Source organism: Clostridium sp. DSM 17811, assembly GCF_018861905.1.
Taxonomy (GTDB): Bacteria; Bacillota; Clostridia; order Clostridiales; family Clostridiaceae; genus Clostridium_AD; species Clostridium_AD frigoriphilum.
Genome location: NZ_JAHLDU010000007.1, coordinates 100,603 through 121,583, shown reverse-complemented (window position 1 = coordinate 121,583; position 20,981 = coordinate 100,603). Strand labels below are relative to the sequence as shown.

13 protein-coding genes and 1 pseudogene are annotated in these 20,981 nt (G+C 32.2%); 2 read left to right on the top strand and 12 right to left on the bottom strand.

Going from position 1 to position 20,981, the window contains the following annotated elements; translation table 11 throughout:
* Positions 1 to 69: 69 nt before the first annotated feature.
* Both KPL44_RS10980 and KPL44_RS26200 read right to left on the bottom strand, forming a co-directional pair.
* Positions 70 to 2,244: a glycoside hydrolase family 3 C-terminal domain-containing protein gene (locus KPL44_RS10980; protein WP_216249848.1), complete on the bottom strand. Its 2,175-nt coding sequence runs from the start codon at positions 2,242 to 2,244 to the stop codon at positions 70 to 72.
* A 5-nt stretch (positions 2,245 to 2,249) separates the two neighbouring features.
* Positions 2,250 to 3,185 (bottom strand): annotated as a pseudogene (locus KPL44_RS26200) (hypothetical protein); the annotation flags it as partial.
* A 409-nt stretch (positions 3,186 to 3,594) separates the two neighbouring features.
* On the opposite strand from KPL44_RS26200, the gene KPL44_RS10970 reads away from it, so the two are divergent.
* Together KPL44_RS10970 and KPL44_RS10965 are read left to right on the top strand one after the other, a co-directional pair.
* Entirely contained in the window at positions 3,595 to 5,340 is a 1,746-nt protein-coding gene (locus tag KPL44_RS10970) for a methyl-accepting chemotaxis protein (RefSeq protein ID WP_216249845.1), read from the top strand.
* Positions 5,341 to 5,354: 14 nt separating this feature from the next.
* Positions 5,355 to 6,884 (top strand): DUF3502 domain-containing protein, encoded by a 1,530-nt coding sequence (locus KPL44_RS10965; RefSeq protein ID WP_216249842.1) that lies wholly within the window; start codon positions 5,355 to 5,357, stop codon positions 6,882 to 6,884.
* A gap of 213 nt (positions 6,885 to 7,097) precedes the next feature.
* On the opposite strand, the gene KPL44_RS10960 is transcribed toward KPL44_RS10965, so the two are convergent.
* The 10 genes from KPL44_RS10960 to KPL44_RS10915 form a co-directional block, all read right to left on the bottom strand.
* Positions 7,098 to 7,820 (bottom strand): amino acid ABC transporter ATP-binding protein, encoded by a 723-nt coding sequence (locus tag KPL44_RS10960; RefSeq protein WP_216249839.1) that lies wholly within the window; start codon positions 7,818 to 7,820, stop codon positions 7,098 to 7,100.
* A complete protein-coding gene (locus KPL44_RS10955) occupies positions 7,817 to 8,467 on the bottom strand; it encodes an amino acid ABC transporter permease (protein WP_216249835.1) in 651 nt (216 codons plus the stop codon). Before KPL44_RS10955 ends, KPL44_RS10960 begins: the two co-directional genes overlap by 4 nt.
* Positions 8,468 to 8,560: 93 nt before the next feature.
* Positions 8,561 to 9,346, bottom strand: a complete 786-nt coding sequence (locus tag KPL44_RS10950; RefSeq protein WP_216249832.1) for a transporter substrate-binding domain-containing protein — start codon at positions 9,344 to 9,346, stop codon at positions 8,561 to 8,563.
* Positions 9,347 to 9,695: 349 nt separating this feature from the next.
* The gene (locus KPL44_RS10945) at positions 9,696 to 11,315 is read right to left on the bottom strand and encodes a GDSL-type esterase/lipase family protein (protein ID WP_216249830.1); all 1,620 of its coding nucleotides are present in this window, start codon (positions 11,313 to 11,315) and stop codon (positions 9,696 to 9,698) included.
* Positions 11,316 to 11,368: 53 nt separating this feature from the next.
* Entirely contained in the window at positions 11,369 to 13,558 is a 2,190-nt protein-coding gene (gnpA, locus tag KPL44_RS10940) for a 1,3-beta-galactosyl-N-acetylhexosamine phosphorylase (protein WP_216249827.1), read from the bottom strand.
* Between the two features lie 18 nt (positions 13,559 to 13,576).
* Positions 13,577 to 14,599: a glycoside hydrolase family 88/105 protein gene (locus KPL44_RS10935; RefSeq protein WP_216249824.1), complete on the bottom strand. Its 1,023-nt coding sequence runs from the start codon at positions 14,597 to 14,599 to the stop codon at positions 13,577 to 13,579.
* 111 nt (positions 14,600 to 14,710) lie between these two features.
* Positions 14,711 to 16,321, bottom strand: coding sequence for an extracellular solute-binding protein (locus KPL44_RS10930; RefSeq protein ID WP_216249822.1), 1,611 nt, complete (start codon positions 16,319 to 16,321; stop codon positions 14,711 to 14,713).
* A 72-nt stretch (positions 16,322 to 16,393) separates the two neighbouring features.
* A complete protein-coding gene (locus tag KPL44_RS10925; RefSeq protein WP_216249818.1) occupies positions 16,394 to 17,272 on the bottom strand; it encodes a carbohydrate ABC transporter permease in 879 nt (292 codons plus the stop codon).
* 16 nt (positions 17,273 to 17,288) lie between these two features.
* A complete protein-coding gene (locus KPL44_RS10920; protein WP_216249815.1) occupies positions 17,289 to 18,263 on the bottom strand; it encodes an ABC transporter permease in 975 nt (324 codons plus the stop codon).
* A gap of 229 nt (positions 18,264 to 18,492) precedes the next feature.
* On the bottom strand, positions 18,493 to 20,853 hold the full coding sequence (locus KPL44_RS10915; RefSeq protein WP_216249806.1) for an AraC family transcriptional regulator: 2,361 nt from the start codon (positions 20,851 to 20,853) through the stop codon (positions 18,493 to 18,495).
* Positions 20,854 to 20,981: the final 128 nt, after the last annotated feature.

Sequence of the window (20,981 nt, the reverse complement as noted above, 5' to 3'; positions counted from 1 at the left end):
TTCTTTTTATGGCAACTTTATTAAACGCAGATCCCAAGGCTCCTAAATCATGGTGTTCACAACCTCCATTTAATACTCTAATACTATACTCTCCCCTTTAACGTTAAAGGTACTCTTTTGAATACAAACACCAGTGAGTTCCTTACTTCGTTTATCTGGCTGGCTCCCACCTACGAATACCTCAAATAAACCAGGTTCAAGTATACATTTACCTTCATCGTCTATAAGTGCCATTTGCCTTGGTGTTAACTCAAAACTAACTTCTTTTTCTTCACTTGGCTTTAAACTTACATTCTTTATTCCCTTAAGTTGATATTTTGGTACAACTACAGTAGCATCTACATCCTTAAGATACAGCTGTACCGTTTCATCCCCTTCATATTGCCCAATATTTTTCACTGTTACACTAAGATTAACGGTTTCATTAACCTCAATTTCTGACTTACTAATCCTAAGATTACTATATTCAAACTTGCTATAACTAAGACCATATCCAAAGGGATAAAGTGCTTCATTTTCCATGTATCTGTAAGTTCTATTCTTCATAGCATAATCCTCAAAATCCGGAAGCTCCTGCGTAGATTTGTAAAAAGTTACAGGTAATTTTCCTGATGGACTATATTCTCCAAAAATTAATGAAGCTATAGCTTTACCACCCTGTGCACTTGGATACCAAGCCTGAACAATTGCAGGTATGTGTTCGTCCGCCCAATTAATTGCAAGAGCACTCCCTGATAGAAGTACAAGAATAATAGGTTTACCTGTTTTATATACCTCTTCTAATAATTTTTGCTGTAATCCTGGAAGGTTCAAATCCATTTTGTCTCCACCTGCCTGAGCATTTGAATCATCGCCTTCTTCACCTTCTATATTGGCATCAAGCCCTAAACACATAACTACTACATCTGATCTCTGCGCCACAGAAACTGCTTCTGCTATTCTATCCTCAGGCATTGCAAGATTTTCAACCTTATCTTTGAAGAGATGGCAGCCCTGCGCGTAATAAACTCTAGTATCTTGATTTACAACTTGTTGCAAACCCTCAAGCACTGTGACATATTTTGATGATGTACCATAATAGTTGCCTATTAACGCATCTCTACTGTTTGCATTTGGACCAATTACAGCTATAGATTTTATTTTATTTTTATCTAATGGTAGTATATTATCCTCGTTTTTTAATAAAACCATAGTTTTACGAGATACATCTAGAGCTAGTTCTAGATGCTCCTTACTATCATTCTCCTCATAAGGAATCTTTGCAAACGGAACATTTGTTGGATCATCGAACATACCAAGTTTCATTCTTGTGTTCATTAGTCTTATGACTGACTTATCAATAGTTTCCTCCGTTACCATTCCTTCTTTATAAGCAAGGTAAAGGTTTAAATACATATTTCCACAATTTAAATCACAACCGTTATTTACTGCAAGAGCCACTGACTCTACAGCATTACTTGTAATCCCATGACCTTCATGGAAATCTTTTATTGCCCAACAATCAGATGTTATATGTCCCTTAAATCCCCATTCATCCCTAAGAATATCATTTAAAAGTGTTTTGCTTCCACAGCATGCTTCTCCATTAGTCCTATTATATGCACCCATAACAGCCTCAACATTGGCCTCTTTTACAGCTTCCTTAAAAGAGGGGAGATATGTTTCCCTAAGATCTTTTTTAGACACTACTGCATTAAAACTATGCCTTTTCGCCTCCGGACCACTATGCACTGCGAAATGTTTTGCACAAGCAGCTGACTTCATATATCTTTTATCATTTCCTTGCAAACCTTTTATAAATGCTACACCTAATCTACCTGTTAAGTAAGGATCTTCACCATATGTCTCATGCCCACGTCCCCATCTAGGATCTCTAAAAATGTTAATATTTGGAGCCCAGAAAGTTAACCCTTTGTAAATATCATGATCCTTTTTTCTTTGCGATTCGTTGTATTTAGCCCTTCCTTCAGTTGATATAACGCCGGCAACCTGATATATTAACTCTTCATCAAAAGTAGCTGCCATGCCAATAGCCTGTGGAAACATTGTAGCAACCCCCGCTCTAGCAACGCCATGTAGTGCTTCATTCCACCAATTATATGAAGGTACAGAAAGTCTATCTATTGCAGCTGAATTATAAGTCATTTGGCTTACCTTTTCAAACAGCGTCATTTTTGATACAAGGTCCTTAGCACGGTCTTCGAAACTTAGATTTTCATTTTTATATTTGGATATAACTTTCATATAAACCATCCTCTCTCTTTTTGGATTTGAAACTTTTCCATTACTAAATCAAATATTTTACTATCTATTTTGTTTTGGAGTGTTTCCCACTTATTTATACTTTCATCAACTTTCTCTACCCTTTCAAAATGAGTATCATATATATGCTGAATAACAGTTTTTTCTGTTTTAAGCTTATATGAATATAAAACATTATGGAAAAATAAAAGAAGTTCCTCCGGGCATGTTGCTATATTTTCAAATTTAGCCGCTACTAGGGGTTCGTATTCACCTATATACCCTGTTCCAGTAGCAAGAGTTCTATCTCCCCCAAGGTGAATATTCATAACCTTCAACACTTGGACCATAGTGGTGATTTGGATTAATCATCCAGCCTACACCTAGTGGGCAAGTGTGAAATAGGTTCCTTTATTTGAAAATCCATAAGTCCATTTTTAACTTGAAGCACTACATTTTCATCAAATTCCCCATCTAGTGGTTTAAAATTATCAAATGCCGCTTTAGCTCTGTCCTTGCTTCTGTCTCTCCAATCAAGTTGACAGTTGTAAACAAAACATCTCCATATAACTATTCCTCCAAAAGGTCTTAATGCTTCTGCCAACATATATTAAGAGGATCTGCAGTTAAAAGTCCTCCAATTTCAATAGTCGAAGCAAAATTCACACTTAGATAAAGCTTTATTCCATACGCTCTAAATATATCTGCTATTTTTTTAACTTCTGGTAATAATTCATCCGTAATAAGTTTTGTCTCCTGCTTATGCACATTAACATTATATATAATAATACCATTTATTGTAACAGAAGCCATAAGTCTTGCATACTCCCTAATTCTAGATTTATTTTTCATAATATGGTTGTCCTTAAAAATATAGACTTCCCTGCATAACCTCTTTCTATATCTCCACTCATATTATCCCAATGATTTATCATCCTTACCATATATATATTTTATAATACACAACTTTTAATCTAGATCTGTTTTAAGGGATCCCTATATTTAGGAATCCCTTTTCTAATCCAGCACTCTATAAAGCAATATATAATCCACTCGATATGGAAAATATATTAAAAATAGTTGAAATGTGTTGAACATTATAAAAAAAAGGAGTATTGTTATAAAATGTAACGGTTTTTAAAGTTATTTTCTTGAAAAGTTCAATAATATTCAATAATTCATTAAACATTGAACAATTAATTAAAAATTTAGAATTGAGGGGAGGATAGTTAAAGATTTAACACGGCTATTTACATTGGTTGATTTGGAGTTTATAACCAAATATTTCAAATCATCTGAGAATTTCAAATAATCATTTACAAAAACTATCTTAACATATGAGGTGAATTGCTGATGAAAAACAAATTAAAGAACCTAAAAATAGGTATAAAACTTAACGGAATGTTGTTAATGCCCCTAGTATCACTCATAATTATTTCAATCCTAGGTATTACATATATCCAAAATACATCTAAAAATTTAACAGACAGCTATTATAATAAAGTTTATAAAACTAATTCTATGATTTTAAGTGCCGATAGAGGTATGTTCCAATCCTTAGTGTCCATAAATAAAATGAGACTAAATACCATAAACAAGGATGATGCAGAAGCCTTGAAAACGAACATGAGTGATTTTGTTAAAAATGTTCAACAAATAAAAGTTAATGAAAAACAAGCTAGAGATATCATGAATTTAGATAAAAGTGTTTTTAATGGATTGAAGGATAAAGCTGAAAACAAAACTGCATTTCAATTATTAGATAACTTTGATAAGGAATTTGAAGCATGGCTATACTCTATTGATTATGTAGATAAAACAGTATACGATCCCAAGAGCTTTGATACAAATTTCTCGTCCTGTAGAGAAAATTTAAAAAAAGTTGCAGATATAATGGATATGTATGCTAATAACACTAAGATTTCAAATCAAAAACAGCTTAATAGTATTATTATTCAATTTAGTTTAATTGCGATAATATGCTTTATTGTATCCTTAATTATCGGTTATTTAATTAAAAGGGATTCAGTTGGTATGCTGACTATTATAAACAATTATTCTAAAAAAATTGCTAATTATGATTTTTCATCATCAATAGATGTGAAAAGACAAGATGAATTTGGACAAACAATTACAGCTCTTAATGTTTCTCAAAATAATACTAGAAACTTAATTAAATTGCTAATCACAAACATAGAAGAGATTAGTTCTTCCAGCGAAGAACTCGCAGCTACTGTAGAGGAGATAACCTCCCAGATTGATAGTATCAGTAATGAAACCACATACATAAATGAAGGTATTAATAATACCAGTGTCACTTGCGAGGAAATATCTACTTCAATCCAAAAAGCAGACTCAAGGATAAGTATTTTATCAAGCAAAGCTTTAAACGCAAGCAATAATGCTAGTGAAATTAAGAACAGAGCAACTATAATACAAGAAAGTAGTTCTAATGCTATACAAGAGGTTAAAAGAGTACATCTAAAAACAGAAGAGAGTATTGTTAAGGCAATTGAAGAAGGTAATGTTGTAGATAGCATAAAGACCATGGCTGACACCATCGCAGGTATAGCAGAGCAGACTAACCTTCTTGCACTAAATGCAGCTATAGAAGCTGCAAGAGCCGGTGAACATGGGCTAGGATTTGCAGTAGTTGCAGATGAAGTACGAAAACTTGCCGTATTATCTAATAATGAAGTTAAAAATGTTAAAGAGACAATTGAAAAAGTTCAACTAGCATTCAAAAATCTCTCACATCAGAGTAGAAAGTTATTAAGCTTTATAGATAACGACGTAAATTCTCAATTCAATAAATTTACAACTATGGCTAAAGATTATTCTAAGGATGCTGATTTTATTAATACTTTTGCTGAAGAATTGTCATCAATGACAGGGGAAATTTCATTAACAATGAACGAAGTTAATAACGAAATAAAAAACATGTCTCAAATGACTAAGTCTTCTTCAGATAGATATAATGACATGCAAAATAGTATGCAGCAATCAACAGCGGCTATGGAACATATAGCTAAAGCATCTATTACACAGTCAGAAATGACCCAAGAGCTTAATGAAATAGTTTCAAAATTCAAACTATAAAAGGTGGGTAACATATGAGAAAATCTTCAAAGAAACCTATTTTAGTATTAGCTCTATTAATGTCTTTTACATTAATATTTACTGGTTGCAGTAAGAGTAATACACAAGTGGCAAATACAAATGATGTAAGTAAGCTAGACAAGGTAGAATTAAAAATGTACATTCTAGGTGATAAACCTAAGGATTTTGATAAAGTTTATGCAGAGGTTAACAAGATTATGAGTAAAAAGATTAATGCAACACTAAACGTACAGTTTATATCATGGGCTGATAAGGATACTAAGTATCCACTTTTATTTTCATCCGGCGATAACTTTGATTTAGCATTTACCGCCACAGGCTGGTGTTTTTATAATCAGATAGCAACAAACAAAGGTTTTTACGAACTAAGCAATGACTTTATACAAAAATATGCCCCACAGACATGGAAAAATGAACCTAAGACAGCTTGGGACCAGGCCAAGGTTAATGGAAAAGTATATATGGTACCAAATGATCAAAATGAATATAATTATTCACTATTTGCTATAAGAGGAGATTTAAGAGAAAAATACAAAATACCTGAAATCAAATCAATTGATGGGCTAAAAAAATACTATGATGCAATAGCAAAAAATGAAAAAGCCATTGTTCCTTTAGCTAATGCGGCAGGAGGACAAGATCTTCAAAGTCCATATTTGATGGATGGAAAGGAAATTTCATATGTATCTGGAACTCCGCTTCCCACAATAGGTTATAATATAAAAGATAAATCAGGAAAGGTATTTGCTTTTGTTGATACCCCAGAGTACAAAGACTATGTTGTAAAGATGAGGGAATATGCTAATAATAGTTATTGGTCAAAAACAAATGGATCAAATAACGGAACAAGAGACGAAGCATTTAAAGCAGGAACAGCAGCCTCAATGGTATGGAATCTTAATACAGTTGCTAAGAGTGTTCAAGAAGTAAATAGAATTCATCCTGCTTGGAAAGCTGAAGTTGTGGACGTATTTCAAGGCTCAAAGAAATTAATTAATACTTACACTAACAATGGTATGGCTATAAATGCTAAGTCAAAGAATCCTGAAAGAGCCATGATGGCAATAGATTTATTAAGATATGACCGAGAAATATATGATTTAACTTCCTATGGAATTAAAGGAACACACTGGGAACCAGTAGGCGACAGCATGTATACAGTTTTGGATGCTACTTCTAATTTCCCAGCAGGCAATGTATGTCCTTGGGGATGGCATACAAATATTAACAGGATGGATATTTATCAGCCTAAAGCGGTAAAATCATTTAGTGATAAATGGTCAAGCAGTGATATAGTTCACAATCCTCTTGAAACATTTAACTTTGATGATTCTAAGGTTAAGAATGAAGTGGCTGCAGTAGGTAAAGTAATTACTCAGTTCGGAGTTCCCTTAGATCTTGGGAAGGTTGATCCAACTACAGGAATTGATACTTATAAGAAAGAGCTAAAAAAAGCAGGATTATATAAAGTATTAGCTGAAGTTCAAAAACAAACAAATGATTTCATTAAGAATAGTAAATAAACTACTAGACATGAATGGGTAGCCCTTTGGGTTACCCACTTTTTTATTAGTAAAATGTTCTGACCCTATAAAAATATACCAACGAAGCAGGAAATATTTTCTAAGAGACCTAACCTTAACAACAAAACAGCTACTGAAATATATAAAAATATACTTCAGTAGCTCCTTACTAAACCTGCTTCTACAAACGACCTCATATGCTAACTTTTAATATTATAGTACCTTACTTAAAAACTCTTTAGTTCTTAAATTTTTAGGATTGTCGAAAATATCTTCTGGCTTTCCTTCTTCAACTAAATATCCATCAGACATGAACAATACTCTATTAGCTACCTCTCTTGCAAATCCCATTTCATGAGTTACTACAATCATAGTCATGCCTTCAATTGCTAGTTCCTTCATAACCTGAAGCACTTCTCCAACCATCTCAGGATCCAGAGCAGATGTAGGCTCATCAAATAACATTATTTCCGGCCCCATAGCTAGTGCGCGAGCTATAGCTACTCTTTGCTTTTGTCCCCCTGATAGTTTATCTGGATAAACATCAGCTTTTTCACTTAAACCTACTTTTTCTAGGAGCTCAAGAGCCCTTTTTATTGCTTCGCCCTTAGATAATTTTTTTAAATTAATTGGTGCTAAAGTAATATTTTGAATCACTGTAAGGTTAGGAAATAAATTGAAAGATTGAAATACCATTCCTAATTTTTGTCTAAGAATATTTACATCCAATTTATTATGAGCAACATCTTCGCCATCAACTAAAACGGTTCCTCCATCTATTTCTTCAAGTCTATTAAGACATCTAAGCACCGTACTTTTACCAGACCCTGAAGGTCCTATTAAGCAAACAACTTCGCCTTTTCTTATATTAAAATCTATACCTTTTAAAACCTCTAAATCTTTAAATACTTTTTTTAATCCTTTAACTTGAATCATATTTTAAGTCTCCTTTCCACAGACCTAGCTGCATAGGTTAGTGCCATAATTACAACAAAGTAAAATATTGCAACGAAACTCCACGTTTCAAGAGAGCGAAAATTAGCTGCGATAATTATTTCACCGCTCTGGGTAAGTTCTCTAATTCCAATTACAGATAAAAGAGAAGTATCCTTTAAAGAAATAATAAACTGATTAATAATTGCTGGGATCATATTCCTTATAGCCTGTGGCAATATAACTAGTTTCATAGTTTTCCCATAAGGTAATCCTAAACTTCTAGCTGCCTCCATTTGCCCTTTATCTACAGCCATAATTCCCGCTCTAAAAATTTCTACCATATAGGCACCAGCATTTAAACTGATACAAAGTACTCCTGCAACAAAGGCTGGTATCTTTATATCAAGACCAGCTGGAAGACCAAAATAAATAAAGAAGGCCTGTACAATAAGTGGCGTTCCTCTGAATATATCAACATAGGCAGTAGCCACGAATTTTAGTATTTTGTTTCTGCTTATTGCGAGCATTCCAAAACTTAAGCCAAGAATAGTTGCTATTACTAATGATATTATTGTTATTTGCAATGTCACATAAAATCCCGATAAAAGTGCAGGTAGACTTTGTTTAAATAATGTTAATATGTCCATTTGTTTTACCTCCTTTATGGTATTGAAACAGCATACATTGTTATAATACTTCAAAAAGAGATTTGTAGTCCCTTTGAAGTTTACAAATTCATTTTATTTTTTAATGTATTTTTGTACTATTTTGTCATATTCGCCACTAGCTTTTAATTTTTTTAATCCATCATTAAAAGCAGTTACTAATTCTGTATTGCTTCCTTTTTTAACTGCGAAGCCATAATTTTGTGTTGTTAGCTTATTACCAATAATTTTTAAACCTGAATTTGGATCAACTGAAATCATATATGCGATTACAGGGTAATCTTCAAAAGTAACATCTGCATTACCATTCTTAACTTCCTGCATCATAGAAGCTGTATCATTAAAATACTTAACTGTTGCTCCTAATTTATCTTTATTATCTTCAGCATATGTTGCTCCAAGTGTTCCTTTTTTAACAGCAAAAATCTTACCTTTGAAATCCGCTTCTGATTTTAGTTTATCATTACCCTTTTTCCCAACTGCTGAAAGTCCCGATTCAAAGTAGCCCTCTGACATATCTAAAACTTTTTTTCGCACATCAGTAATTCCCATGCCTGCGATTGCACCATCAACCTGATTTGCTTGGAGAGCTGGAATTATCCCTTTAAAATCCATAGCCTTTAATTCATATTTAAACCCTTCTAATTTTGCAATGGAAGCTAATAAATCAATATCTATCCCGATGTATTTACCATCCTTTTCATACTCGAAAGGAGCATATGTTGCATCAGTTGAAATAACATATGTTTTAGTAAACTTTTTATTCGAATCCTTAGTTTGAGATGTAATAGCATTACCGCACCCAGCGAGCCCCATTGTAACTGTCGCTATAATCAATACTTTTAATATCATTTTCTTCATTTTTTTCCCCCTTTATTTTTGCTTTACATAAATATAATCCACAACATTTATAATACTAAAAAATATTGCAAGATGCAATAGTTATTTATTCATTTATTTAAATTTTCTTGCTGTTTCATGGTGTTTTATGCAATTTATTATGATAAGGTCTTCATTATTCATATTATTACTAAATCTAACTTCTATCGCTTTCGTAAAATAATATAAATAAGTTTTGTTTCTTAGCTTGAAGTATATAAAAAACAAAAAAGAAAAGGATATATCAAATTAAATGAGATATATCCTTTTCTTTTTATATTTTATGTTATCTAATAAATACCAATAAGAGTTAGCTTATCTCTATATTTTATTATACACAACTTCTAATTTTTAGTTTATATGCTCTTTTGGCTATAACCTTAACTTCTTCAATAGAAATTTGTTCTTTAGGACCTAAGTTTTTGTTTTCATTAGAAATTAGGCCATAATTATAAGCAGCTTGAACTATTCCTGCGTACCACTCATCTCCAAATACATCTTCAAATATATCATTATAAACATTGGTAGGTGGATATTTTAAATCTTTAAGTATCCTATCTAAAAATTCAACCTTAGAAACATTTTTATTAGCTCTAAATATATCAATATAGTTGTTAACATCAATTTCCTCTGCCCAACTATTTGCCTTTGTCCACTGCTTAATATCAGCTTTAATCTCTTCATCACTAGGCTCTACCCAACTTTTCAATTGTTCTATTTGTATTTTATCTTCTGGTATATCAATTAAATATTTAACTAAAGATTCTATATTAACTTTTTTAATCTCTTCAACTACTAATCTAGCCATTTCAAAAGCTCCAAAATCATTGTTATGTGTATAATCCTTAGGAACAAAGTATTTAGAAGAGTTTTTTTGGCCATGCTTTAAAATAAACGCAACGCTTCTTTCATGTAAGTCTATTAATGGCACTCCTTTTTCCTTTGCAACTAAAATGCAGGCATTAGCATAATCTTTAAACATATCATTAAATGCACCATCTAAACCATTCCAAATAGTTCTACTAACTGGAGTTACAATAACAGGATAAGCACCTTTTTCTCTTACCTCATCTATATATCTCCTTAAATTATTAGCATATCCACCAAAAGCATCCAAGGTTTTGTCCTTTTGATCATTATGGCCAAATTGCATAATAAATAAATCCTTTGGTTTTATATTATTCTCTACAATACTTAAGTGGCCTTCCCGCCTAAAACTTTCTGTAGTAAGCCCTGAATGAGAATGATTTGATACAGCAATACCTTGACTCAAAAAAAGGGGTAAAATTTGGGCCCACCCACAATAACTAGTCAAAGGATTATAGGGATAAATTGTCCCTTGATCCGTTAAAGTGGAATCTCCTGCAACATAGATTGTTGGTATCTCAAGAGCTTCCTCAAGAGTTACTAAATTCATGCATGCATTTTGGCCAATTATAGTGATATCAATACTATCATCCCTATATATTTCAGTTTTTCCTCTTGGTATTATGTCACAAACATTAGCCGTAAAATTATGTTCTAGAAGTTCTCCAGCTTTAACCATTACATTTTTAAGAACACATCTTCTTCTTTGAGAAAAGACGGATATAATCATATCTGAATTATTATTTCCCATAACTAATTTTATATTATAATTTCCACTATGAGGAACTTTCACTTTAAAGCATAGTGGTACATCCGGCTTATCGCTAGAACAAAAGCCGCTAACTAAGCTATTTAGTGTTCCCTTTTGCTCCATAATAATATTAGTAATCTTTTGCCTAGTTAACTCTGGATCAATGTCAAAAGCACTTCCGATTTCAGGAATTTGAAGCAATTCATTTTTTTCTTTTAGCTTTTCAGTAACAAACCCATAACCAGTTTCCTCAGCATATAAGGTATCCTTCAATATATTTATAAAGCCTTCAACTTCTGCAGTTGCGCCGAATATAAACTTTTTAAAAAACACGGTTTTCACTCCTCTTTTAAACATTTAGGCGTCTGTTTAAAGACGCCTAGTTGTTATCCTAGATCTATTATTTTTATTCCATACGGTTTTAAAGAAACCGGAATTTCATTTTTCTTACAATCATATACTGTGGTTTCTTCAGCTTGACTAGTAATATTAATAACTGCCAATTTATTGCTTTTAGGGTAGTAAGCACATTCTGTATTTACGTTGCTACAAGTCCACAAACCAAATTCTCCCTCTTCATCAGCTGCCCAGTATATTGCTCTTAATAATATTCTTATATTTTCAGGGTTATACTTATGCCCTGAGAAATATACACTCCTACCTTTTCCAAAAGTATTTGTAGCTATTTGAATTGATTGATTTTTATCTGCAATAACCTGTATATTTTTGTCTATTACATATATATTATCAATTTCTTTTCCAAAATCCAATTCGCCTTGAATATCCTTAAGGATAAAGTGGGTTTCTTCAGCCTTTTTATATGCATATTTATCAAAACATACCGTTAAACCGACTTCTCTCTCCACCCCAAATACATGGCACATCTGAAAGTATTGACCACTATATTTTACCGCAGAAGGTTCTCCAACTCCAATAAGGCCACCTCCCTTTGAAACCCACTCCGTAAGGATTTCAATAACTTTCTCATTACTCCAGTGCCAACCCCCACTCCAAGCATCATCAAGTTGTCCAGCATTAATTATTACTTTAATATCACCAGAAATACCTTTATCAATAATATCTTTAAAGCTAATAAACTCTACTTCTACAGGCAATCCTGAGATAGATTCCATAATTTCATTATAATAATTTCCATGATTAAAGTGACCACGACAACCCCACGCCCGCATATTTCCCCAAGCAGATAAAATAGCTACCTTAAATTTAGAAGAATAAGGTTTGCCCTCTTTATGCAATTCCCTAATTGTCCTAAACTCTTCTGCTAATTCTTGAACATAATCAACAAATGCAGGATGATCCTCAACTAAATGCAGGTATCCACCAAAACCAATTCTATCTACGCAATCACGAAGCAGAGCTCTCCTTATATCTAACCAATAAGTTTTACATTCCAGCGATGGGTCTCCTCCTTCTATAAAAGTTCCAACTCCATTTACTCCTGTTGGAAAGAAATAGGGATGAAGTCTTAATTCTCTTATTGCAACACCTTTAGTTCCTGAAACTTTTCTTGTTTCAAATCCACTAAACACGCCATCAATTATCCCATCAAAGCCAAACTCTTTAAAACTATCTAAGGTAGGTTCCATTCCTATCCAATGGTCATTATAAAATACATAGGCTTTTTTTCCATGTTTATGAACTAAATCAATACACTTTTTACCAAACTCAATTACAAATTTATTTATAAAATCCATCCAATCTCTATATTTTTCAGAAGGTGGTAAATATGAGTTATTGTATAAACCTTTATTTACAAAATCCTCTGAAGTCATTTTATAACCTTTTTCTTTTTCAAAGAGTTTCATAGATAAAGGATTTACTGTGAAATCATAGGCGCCCCAATCATTTACGATAAACTTCAAATTAGGATCACTGCCCCATAGCCACCAAAAATTATAAAACATAGATGTGAATCGTACTACTTTTGTATGCTGGTGATCTATAAGCCATTGATCTAAATATTTAAGAATATGCTCTTGAGTCTCTTTGTACATAGGCTCTATAGGTAATTCATGCTCCCTATTCCCCCAATTATTTGTTATATGGTTGTATGCGGATATTTCTTCCCAAATTCTATACACAAGAAAATTAACCGTGTATTTGTGCCATTTTTTTGTGTTTTTCACCATAACTGTTCCCGTGTTTATGTCTAACTCCCAATTAGAAATTTCTATTTCCAATCCAGTAGTTCTATCAAAGACTTGCCAAAACTCTTTTGGGTTATCTTTAATATTTATCAAAAATTGTTTTTTAAAAAAACCTTTTAAAATATCTATCTTAACCGTATCACCCTTAGCAATTAGTGGATAACTCCTTAGATAACATTGTTGAAGTTTATCCATATTTAATTTAGCCCACTCATTGGAACCGCGAACTAAACAAATGGTGGAATAAATATCATAACCCGAAGTTATTATTTTATCTGATAATTGAGTTCCATCACTATCTCTAATTACATCGGCTCCCCATTTTTCTGCCAATTTTAAAGTTAAATCTTCAAAACCAGCTTCTCCTGGCAATGTAAATCCACCGTTATTTAATATTTTTTCACTCATACTATCCCACCCTTTAAATTATTGTTCATACTTCAAGATTGCTGCAAGAAAAGCCAAAGTTAACCCCTGTCCCCAGCCTTGAACCCTCTTTTTAGGAACTTTCTTATAACCCTGCGTATCTATCATTACTGCAGTACCTGCAGAAACACTCATAACTGATCCATCTTCTGAAATATTATTCATTATTCCCTCTAACGCCTTTTGAACATACTTTCTTTGAAGAGGATGTCTCACAATTACAAGACTTGCAGCAATTCCAGCAGAAGCTGAAGTTTCTAAATAGGAACTTTCATCATCTAATATGGTGTGCCATAAACCTTCTTCTGACTGCAACCTAACTAAAGCACTTAGTTGATCTCTTAACGAACCACTTATGCCCATAAAAGCTGGATACAAATAATTTATAAGGGTGGTTGCTTCTGCCATAGTATAGGCTGCCCAAGCATTTGCACGCGCCCAATGAATGCCTGACATATGGTTTTGGTTAATATTATCCCATCCATGAAAAAATAGATCATTTTTATTATCTTGTAAAAATTCTTCATGCCAATAGTATTGATTTAAGGCGTCTTCCACATATTCTTTATTATCTAATTTTTTACCCATTCTAAGAAGAAAATAAGCTGCCATAAACAAAGTATCTGCCCAGGCTTGCTTTGGAAAATCATTGCCTGGCGAAACTGTATGTTGAAAAACCCCTTCCCCAAACCTAGTTGCATCCTTTCTTAAATATTCAGCCTTTTCTATAGCCAAATCCATATATTTCTGATCCCCTGTAGCCTCAAACAAAGTTATTAGAGTGTGTCCCATAGCAACTACATTAACAGTAAATTCAGGCAGTCCTATTTCAATATATTCATCTACCCATTTGACAAGATAATCGATATATTCTTGATTTTTAGTGACCTCCCAAGCCTTGCATATACCATAAAAGGCAACTCCACAAGGCCAATCCCAAGTAAAGTCTATTCTCATGGTTCTCTTTACAACCTTGTCTATAAGTTCTTTTATTTTTTCTTCATCATATTCTAATCTCTTCACTAAAATTACTTCCTTTCTTCATATATATCTTGTGAATTTTTAAAATTACACTCTATTATAAATATAGCCCTGTAACAAATTACTTTGTCACAGGTCTATATTTTTATTATTTTACTTTTTCATACCTTCGTATATTGATTTTCTTTCATTAATAACTTCTTGGTATCCACTTGTTAAATAATCTTTACTATATTTTGCATATAAAGCATCGAATTCACTTACTTTACCCATAACTATTTTGGCAGAAGCTTCTTCCCACTTACTTCCAAGTGTTTTCGAGTTTTTTGTTAAAGAAGTTACAGGTTTATTAAACATAAAGTTTGGTTTTGCACCTATTAACGTTTCTTTGTAACCATCAATATACACTTTTTCAAAGCCAGGTGCTCCTTTAGCAATTGCATCCATCTTTAAATTTTTATCTAAACTCCCAAATTCTTTTTGTTCAGTAACAATACCCCACATATCCTTGTTAGAGCTAAAATTAAGTTTATCCTCTCCAGTATAATTAGCTACTTCCACTGGAAGTCCATCCTTTAAATTATAGTTTTTACCTGCCACACCATTTTGAAGTACAAATAAATTTTCGCTTTTGCTCATCCAATCCATATATTTTAGGACTGCATCAGGATGCTTACACTTTTTATTTATGCCACTAAGCATACCATATGGTGCGTATGCGAAAGCTTGTGGTGCTTGACCAGCTGGTAAAAGTGCACCTGCAGGAAGTACCGTAAATTTTGCTGTAGGTACATTTTTTACAAGTGTTTGTAAAACTGGAGGAGTTTTTAAAGGCATAAGAAATACTCCAACCTTACCATTACTTATATCTGCTTGCAATTTTGTACCATCCTTATCTAGTACAAACTCAGGACTTATAAGCCCTTCATTAAAAAGTTTATTGTCCCATTTTAATGTATCCTCTGTTGGCTTCCATGATAACGATGGAATTACTACATCAGAATACATTGCAAATTCTTCAGCCGAAACATTAGCTGGTCTAAATGCATAATTTATATTCCCAGAACCAGCAGCAGACATACTCCACAATCCCTGTGGTATAACATTATTAGCTCCTACTTTACCGGGATCTTTTTCTTTAAATGCTTTAAGAACTGCATAGTACTCATCTCTATTTGTAGGAACTTTCATCCCCAATTTATCTAGCCAATCTTGTCTTATAACACTAGATATACCACCTACAAGTGGTCTTTTAGCTGGTATTAACATTTGCTTACCATCAAACACTCCATATTTCAAAACATCTGCTCCAAGTGTTTTTTCGAGATTTGGTGCATATTTATCAAGTTCAGCCTTCGTTACTTCTTGGAAAGCACCCCTTGTGTAAAAACTTGACGCCGTTGTATAGTCATAACTAAAAATTATATCTGGGGCATCACCAGATGCAAGAAGCATATTAAACTTGTCTACATCCGTAGTCCTTGGGATTGTAACATAAGTAACTTTTACGTTATATTTCTTCCCAAAGGTATCATTAACGTATTTAGTCCAATGATTGTTATCTACAGGTGCTTGACCTTGGATGCCTCTGTCATATATTGGAATTTTAATTTCCACTTGCTTTTTATAAGGTGCATCCACGGCAACTGAAGAATCACTTGTTGAATCTGCTGATTCTTTTGATGAGCCACACCCTGCAAGGCTACTTACAATAACAGTCGTTAGCATAGCCACACTGACGATTTTCAGAAGTTTTTTGTTCATTTTTAATTCTCCCCCTTATAATCTAAAATTTCAAACTATATAGAAACTGCATATTATTTTAGCAGTAAACTATCATTCTTTTACAGCACCAATCATTACACCTGATACAAAGTACCTTTGAAGCCACGGATATATTAGTAATATAGGAACTGTTGCAAACATTACTACAGAAGCTTTTAAAACTTCTGGTGCTAGTTGCACAGCTGCTCCAACTCCTTCTGCTGCAAGGGCTCCATTTGAAGAAGTGGCACTTACTAATTGATAAAGCTTTAATTGAAGTGGATATAATTCTGGCCTTGTGATATAGAAAAGTGCATCTTGAAATCCATTCCATCTACCCACAGCATAAAATAAGCTCAAGGTTGCAATTATTGGCATTGAAAGTGGAAGTACAATCTTAAAAAGTATGCCTATCTCTGTACATCCATCTAGCTTTGCTGATTCCTCAAGACTATTAGGTATTGAGTTTTGAAAAAAAGTTTTAAGTATTATGAGATTAAATACACTTATTGCTCCTGGGAGAATAAGCCCCCACATGCTATTTAACAAACTTAAATCCTTAACAAGAATATAATCTGGTATTATACCACCTGAAAAATACATTGTGATTATAATTAGTAAAAAGAAAAAATCTCTGCCCTTCAAAGAGCTTTTTGTCAATGGATAAGCTGCACATATGGTGAGTACCATACTTAATACAGTATATATCACCGTCATTTTTATGGTAAAGAAAAGTGATGTAATCATTGATTTATCATTAAAAATTTGCTTGTATGACTCCATAGTAAAATCTACCGGCAAAAGCGTAACCTTTTGCGCTACAACAGCCTGAGAGCTACTAAATGATACTGCTGCAACATGAATTAATGGCACTAGGCATAGTAAAACTACAATACTTATAAACAAAAATACTATTATATCTAAAATTTTATCTAATAACTTTGTATTCATATTTTCAACTCCTTTCTTACATAATCCCTTGTTCACCGAATTTTTTAGCCAACCTATCTACAAATAGTATTAGAACTAATCCTATAACTGATTGGAATAAACCTACGGCCGCTGCTATATTATATCTAACTGATTGAAGTCCAACCCTATAAACAAAGGTACTTATAACATCTGAAAAATCCATTACCAAAGGATTACCTAATACAAATGGACGATCAAAACCTATTTTCATTACATTTCCAACAGCTAAGATAAGCATCATAATTATGGTTGGCTTAATCGCAGGTAGAGTTATATACCATATTTTTTTTAATCTACCAGCTCCATCAATCATAGCTGCTTCATACAATTCTGAGTTAACACTCGTTATTGATGCCAAGTAGATTATCGTTCCCCAACCTACCCCTTGCCAAACACCAATTACACAATAAGTTCCTAACCAATGCCATTTTTCAATAAGAAAAGGTACTGCCTCTGCCCCTAATGATTTAGTTAAAATATTAACCATGCCTGTAGGAGATAGTAGCTGATAAGCCATACCACCTATAATAACCCAAGAAAGAAAGTGTGGTAAATAAAGTATGGTCTGAGATACCTTTTTAAACCATTTAATCCTTATTTCATTTAATAATATAGCAAGGATTATAGGTGCTGGAAAACCTAGAATTAAATCTAATACATTAAGCGATAATGTATTTCTTAAAACTTTATAAAAATCCGCCATTTTGAAAACTTCTTTAAATGCATCTAGTCCGATCCACTTACTACCATTGATTCCATTGATTACATCGTAATCCTTAAACGCTACTATTATTTGGTACATTGGTACATATTTGAAAATCACAAAATATGTAACGGGTATGAATAATAGCAAATATAAAAAGAAGTCTTTTTTAATATAGTATAAAATTCCTTTTTTCTTTTTCTTAGTTACTTTGGAAACATCTAAAATACCAAAGTTACTCGGTGTAGGTGTATTACTGTTGTCCATAAGGTTCACTCCTTTTTAAAAATATAAATCGTTTACATTTATATCTTATCCGCTTTCACAATACTTGTATATAATCACTTTTGCCAATAGGCTTTGTTTTTGATAACATCCTCAAACCCTTTATTCCGAAGGCTTCCTTTATTTAAATTTGCTGATTTCTAATAAAACAAAATAAATAAAAGACAATAATAAAAGCTACCATCAAAAACAATACTGATAGTAGCTTCTATTATTTAGCACAGTTCTTGAAATTTAATGTTCTATACTCTCCTGGAGTTATACCCTCATATTTTTTGAAAAATCTAGACAGGCTTTGATCATTGTTATATCCTATACATGAAGCTATTTCTGGCAAACTTTTATCTGTATCCCTTAAATGTATTTTGGCTTCATTTATCCTTAATCTATTGGTATATTCTATAATTGTTTTTCCTGTATTTTCTTTGAATATCTTTCTTATATAAGAATAGCTTATACCAATACATCTAGCCATACCTTCAAAATCTATATCTTTATGATAATTACTCTTAATATATCCTTCTATTGTATCCATATATTCTAGACTCTCATCTGCAGATTTCTTTTTATATAAAATTATACGAGAATAAAAATCTAGTAGTAATAACCCTATATCATCTAGTGTCTCCTTTGCAGACAATTTCTGATAAATATTATAGCCGCTTCCATAAATATAACTTATATTAGTATTATTATCCACAAGATATTTTATTGTACTACCTACAAGCTGATTAAAAATTTGTGTAATATTATCATAGGATATCTCTTCCATAGCTTTTATTTCTTCAATAATAATTTTAACTTCCTTATCTATATCCATCATAGATCCAGCATTTAAGTAGTTAAAAATATGTTTTTCAATATTATATGGATAAAAATATTTGTAGTCATCATCTAATGATGATTTCCATTTAATTATACTTCCATAGCCGTATAAAATTTTACGTTTTATAGCTTCGTTAGCCTCAAAATATGATAATCTTATTCCTGTTTTTTCACTATGACATTCCCCTATTCCAACTGAAATTGTATTGTCCATTACTTTTAATATTTCACCTTGTACTTCTTTAAACAAGTCTTCTACTATTTTATAGGTTTCATTTTTGTTGAAAACCTCCATATTAATAATTACTGCGATTTTACTAATATCAAATAGCACACTTGCATTTACATAAGTTTTGTTGATTACTCCTTCACACACATTAATAATTAACATCTTTAAATAGTATTGCTGCTCCTGTGAATATTTCGCCAAAAATTCATCAAATCTGTCGATTGCAATTATTGCACAAATAAAATTTTCATAGAAAAAATCATATTCAACTTGATTTTCAGAGTTAATATATTTCTGTAAGTTTCCTCTAACTAAATCTAAAATATACCCCTGTTTTAAGTCTTGCTTATTGTTTTCTAATATCCCATACATGGTATCCTCTTCTCTTGCCATAGCACTAAAAGCATTAGAAAGAAGTTTCATTTCATCTTCTTTTAAATCAGTCCATTTATTTCTTACTTTAACATCTTGAACTAACTTATTAAGAGGGTTATAAAGTCTTTTCGCAACTATATAACAAAATCCTAGACCTAAAACTATAATAAAAATAATAATTAAAATGATTTTGGTTGATAACTTATTTGCCTTTTCCATAAGGTTTGCAAGAGGATAAATCCCTACATAAATCCAATCATTAAATTGTGACTTATAATATGTAATAACTTTTTTTTCATTATCCACATTATCAATCATATACCCACTTACTTTATCAAAACTTAATATATTTTTCACATACTTTGTGCTAGAAATATTAGTTCTTACTAAGGACTTATTTTTATGTGAAATTATATTTCCTTTAGTATCTGTTATATAAATATAACCATCTCCTGAAAGATCCCTATTATTTATTAATTTACTCAGCTCATCTTCATACATGTTAATAACTATTGCTCCATCCACTTTAGAGTTTATAGGTGCCAAAGGATATACATAGGATATAACAGAGGCCATATTAGAATTTTCATTTTGTAATACAGCAGTTTGAGGATTTCTATCTGGAATTATTCTATTTCCTATCCAATGTGGTTCCAAATTTATAGACCTAGCTTCTTTATATGCTTTAATCCATTGGACATCGTTAAATTTGCTCATCTCCACAGTTCCGCGATTAGAAGTGATAATATAATCCGCTCCATCAATATAAACATAAATTGTAGTTATCCTATAATTTGATGCTAAAACCTCATTTAATAATGTATAAACCTGAGTTACTTTTACTACATTATTAGCATCTGATTTAATGTTATTATAATTTTCTACAGTACTTAAATTATTAAGTACATCGCTTTGTGATATTCTCGCTACGTCTTTTAATATGCTGGTACTAAATAAAACATTTATGTTATTAACCGTTTTTAAATTAATTTCAGCTGTACTACCAATTTCATTTTCCGAGTAACTAATCATGGTATAATTAAAAATAATTCCTGTAATAATTAACGGAATCACTAAAAAAAGAGTAAATGCCAAAAAAAACTTCACAATCATTGGAAATCTGTTTACTGATATTTTTTTCATGAATATCCCCCTAAAACTCTACTCACACAATATAACAATTATACCACTTAGTTCCATATAATTACTAGTCCAAATTCCTGCATACGCCTTTGCAAATCATCTTTCCCCAAATTAAAATAGCGCACTGA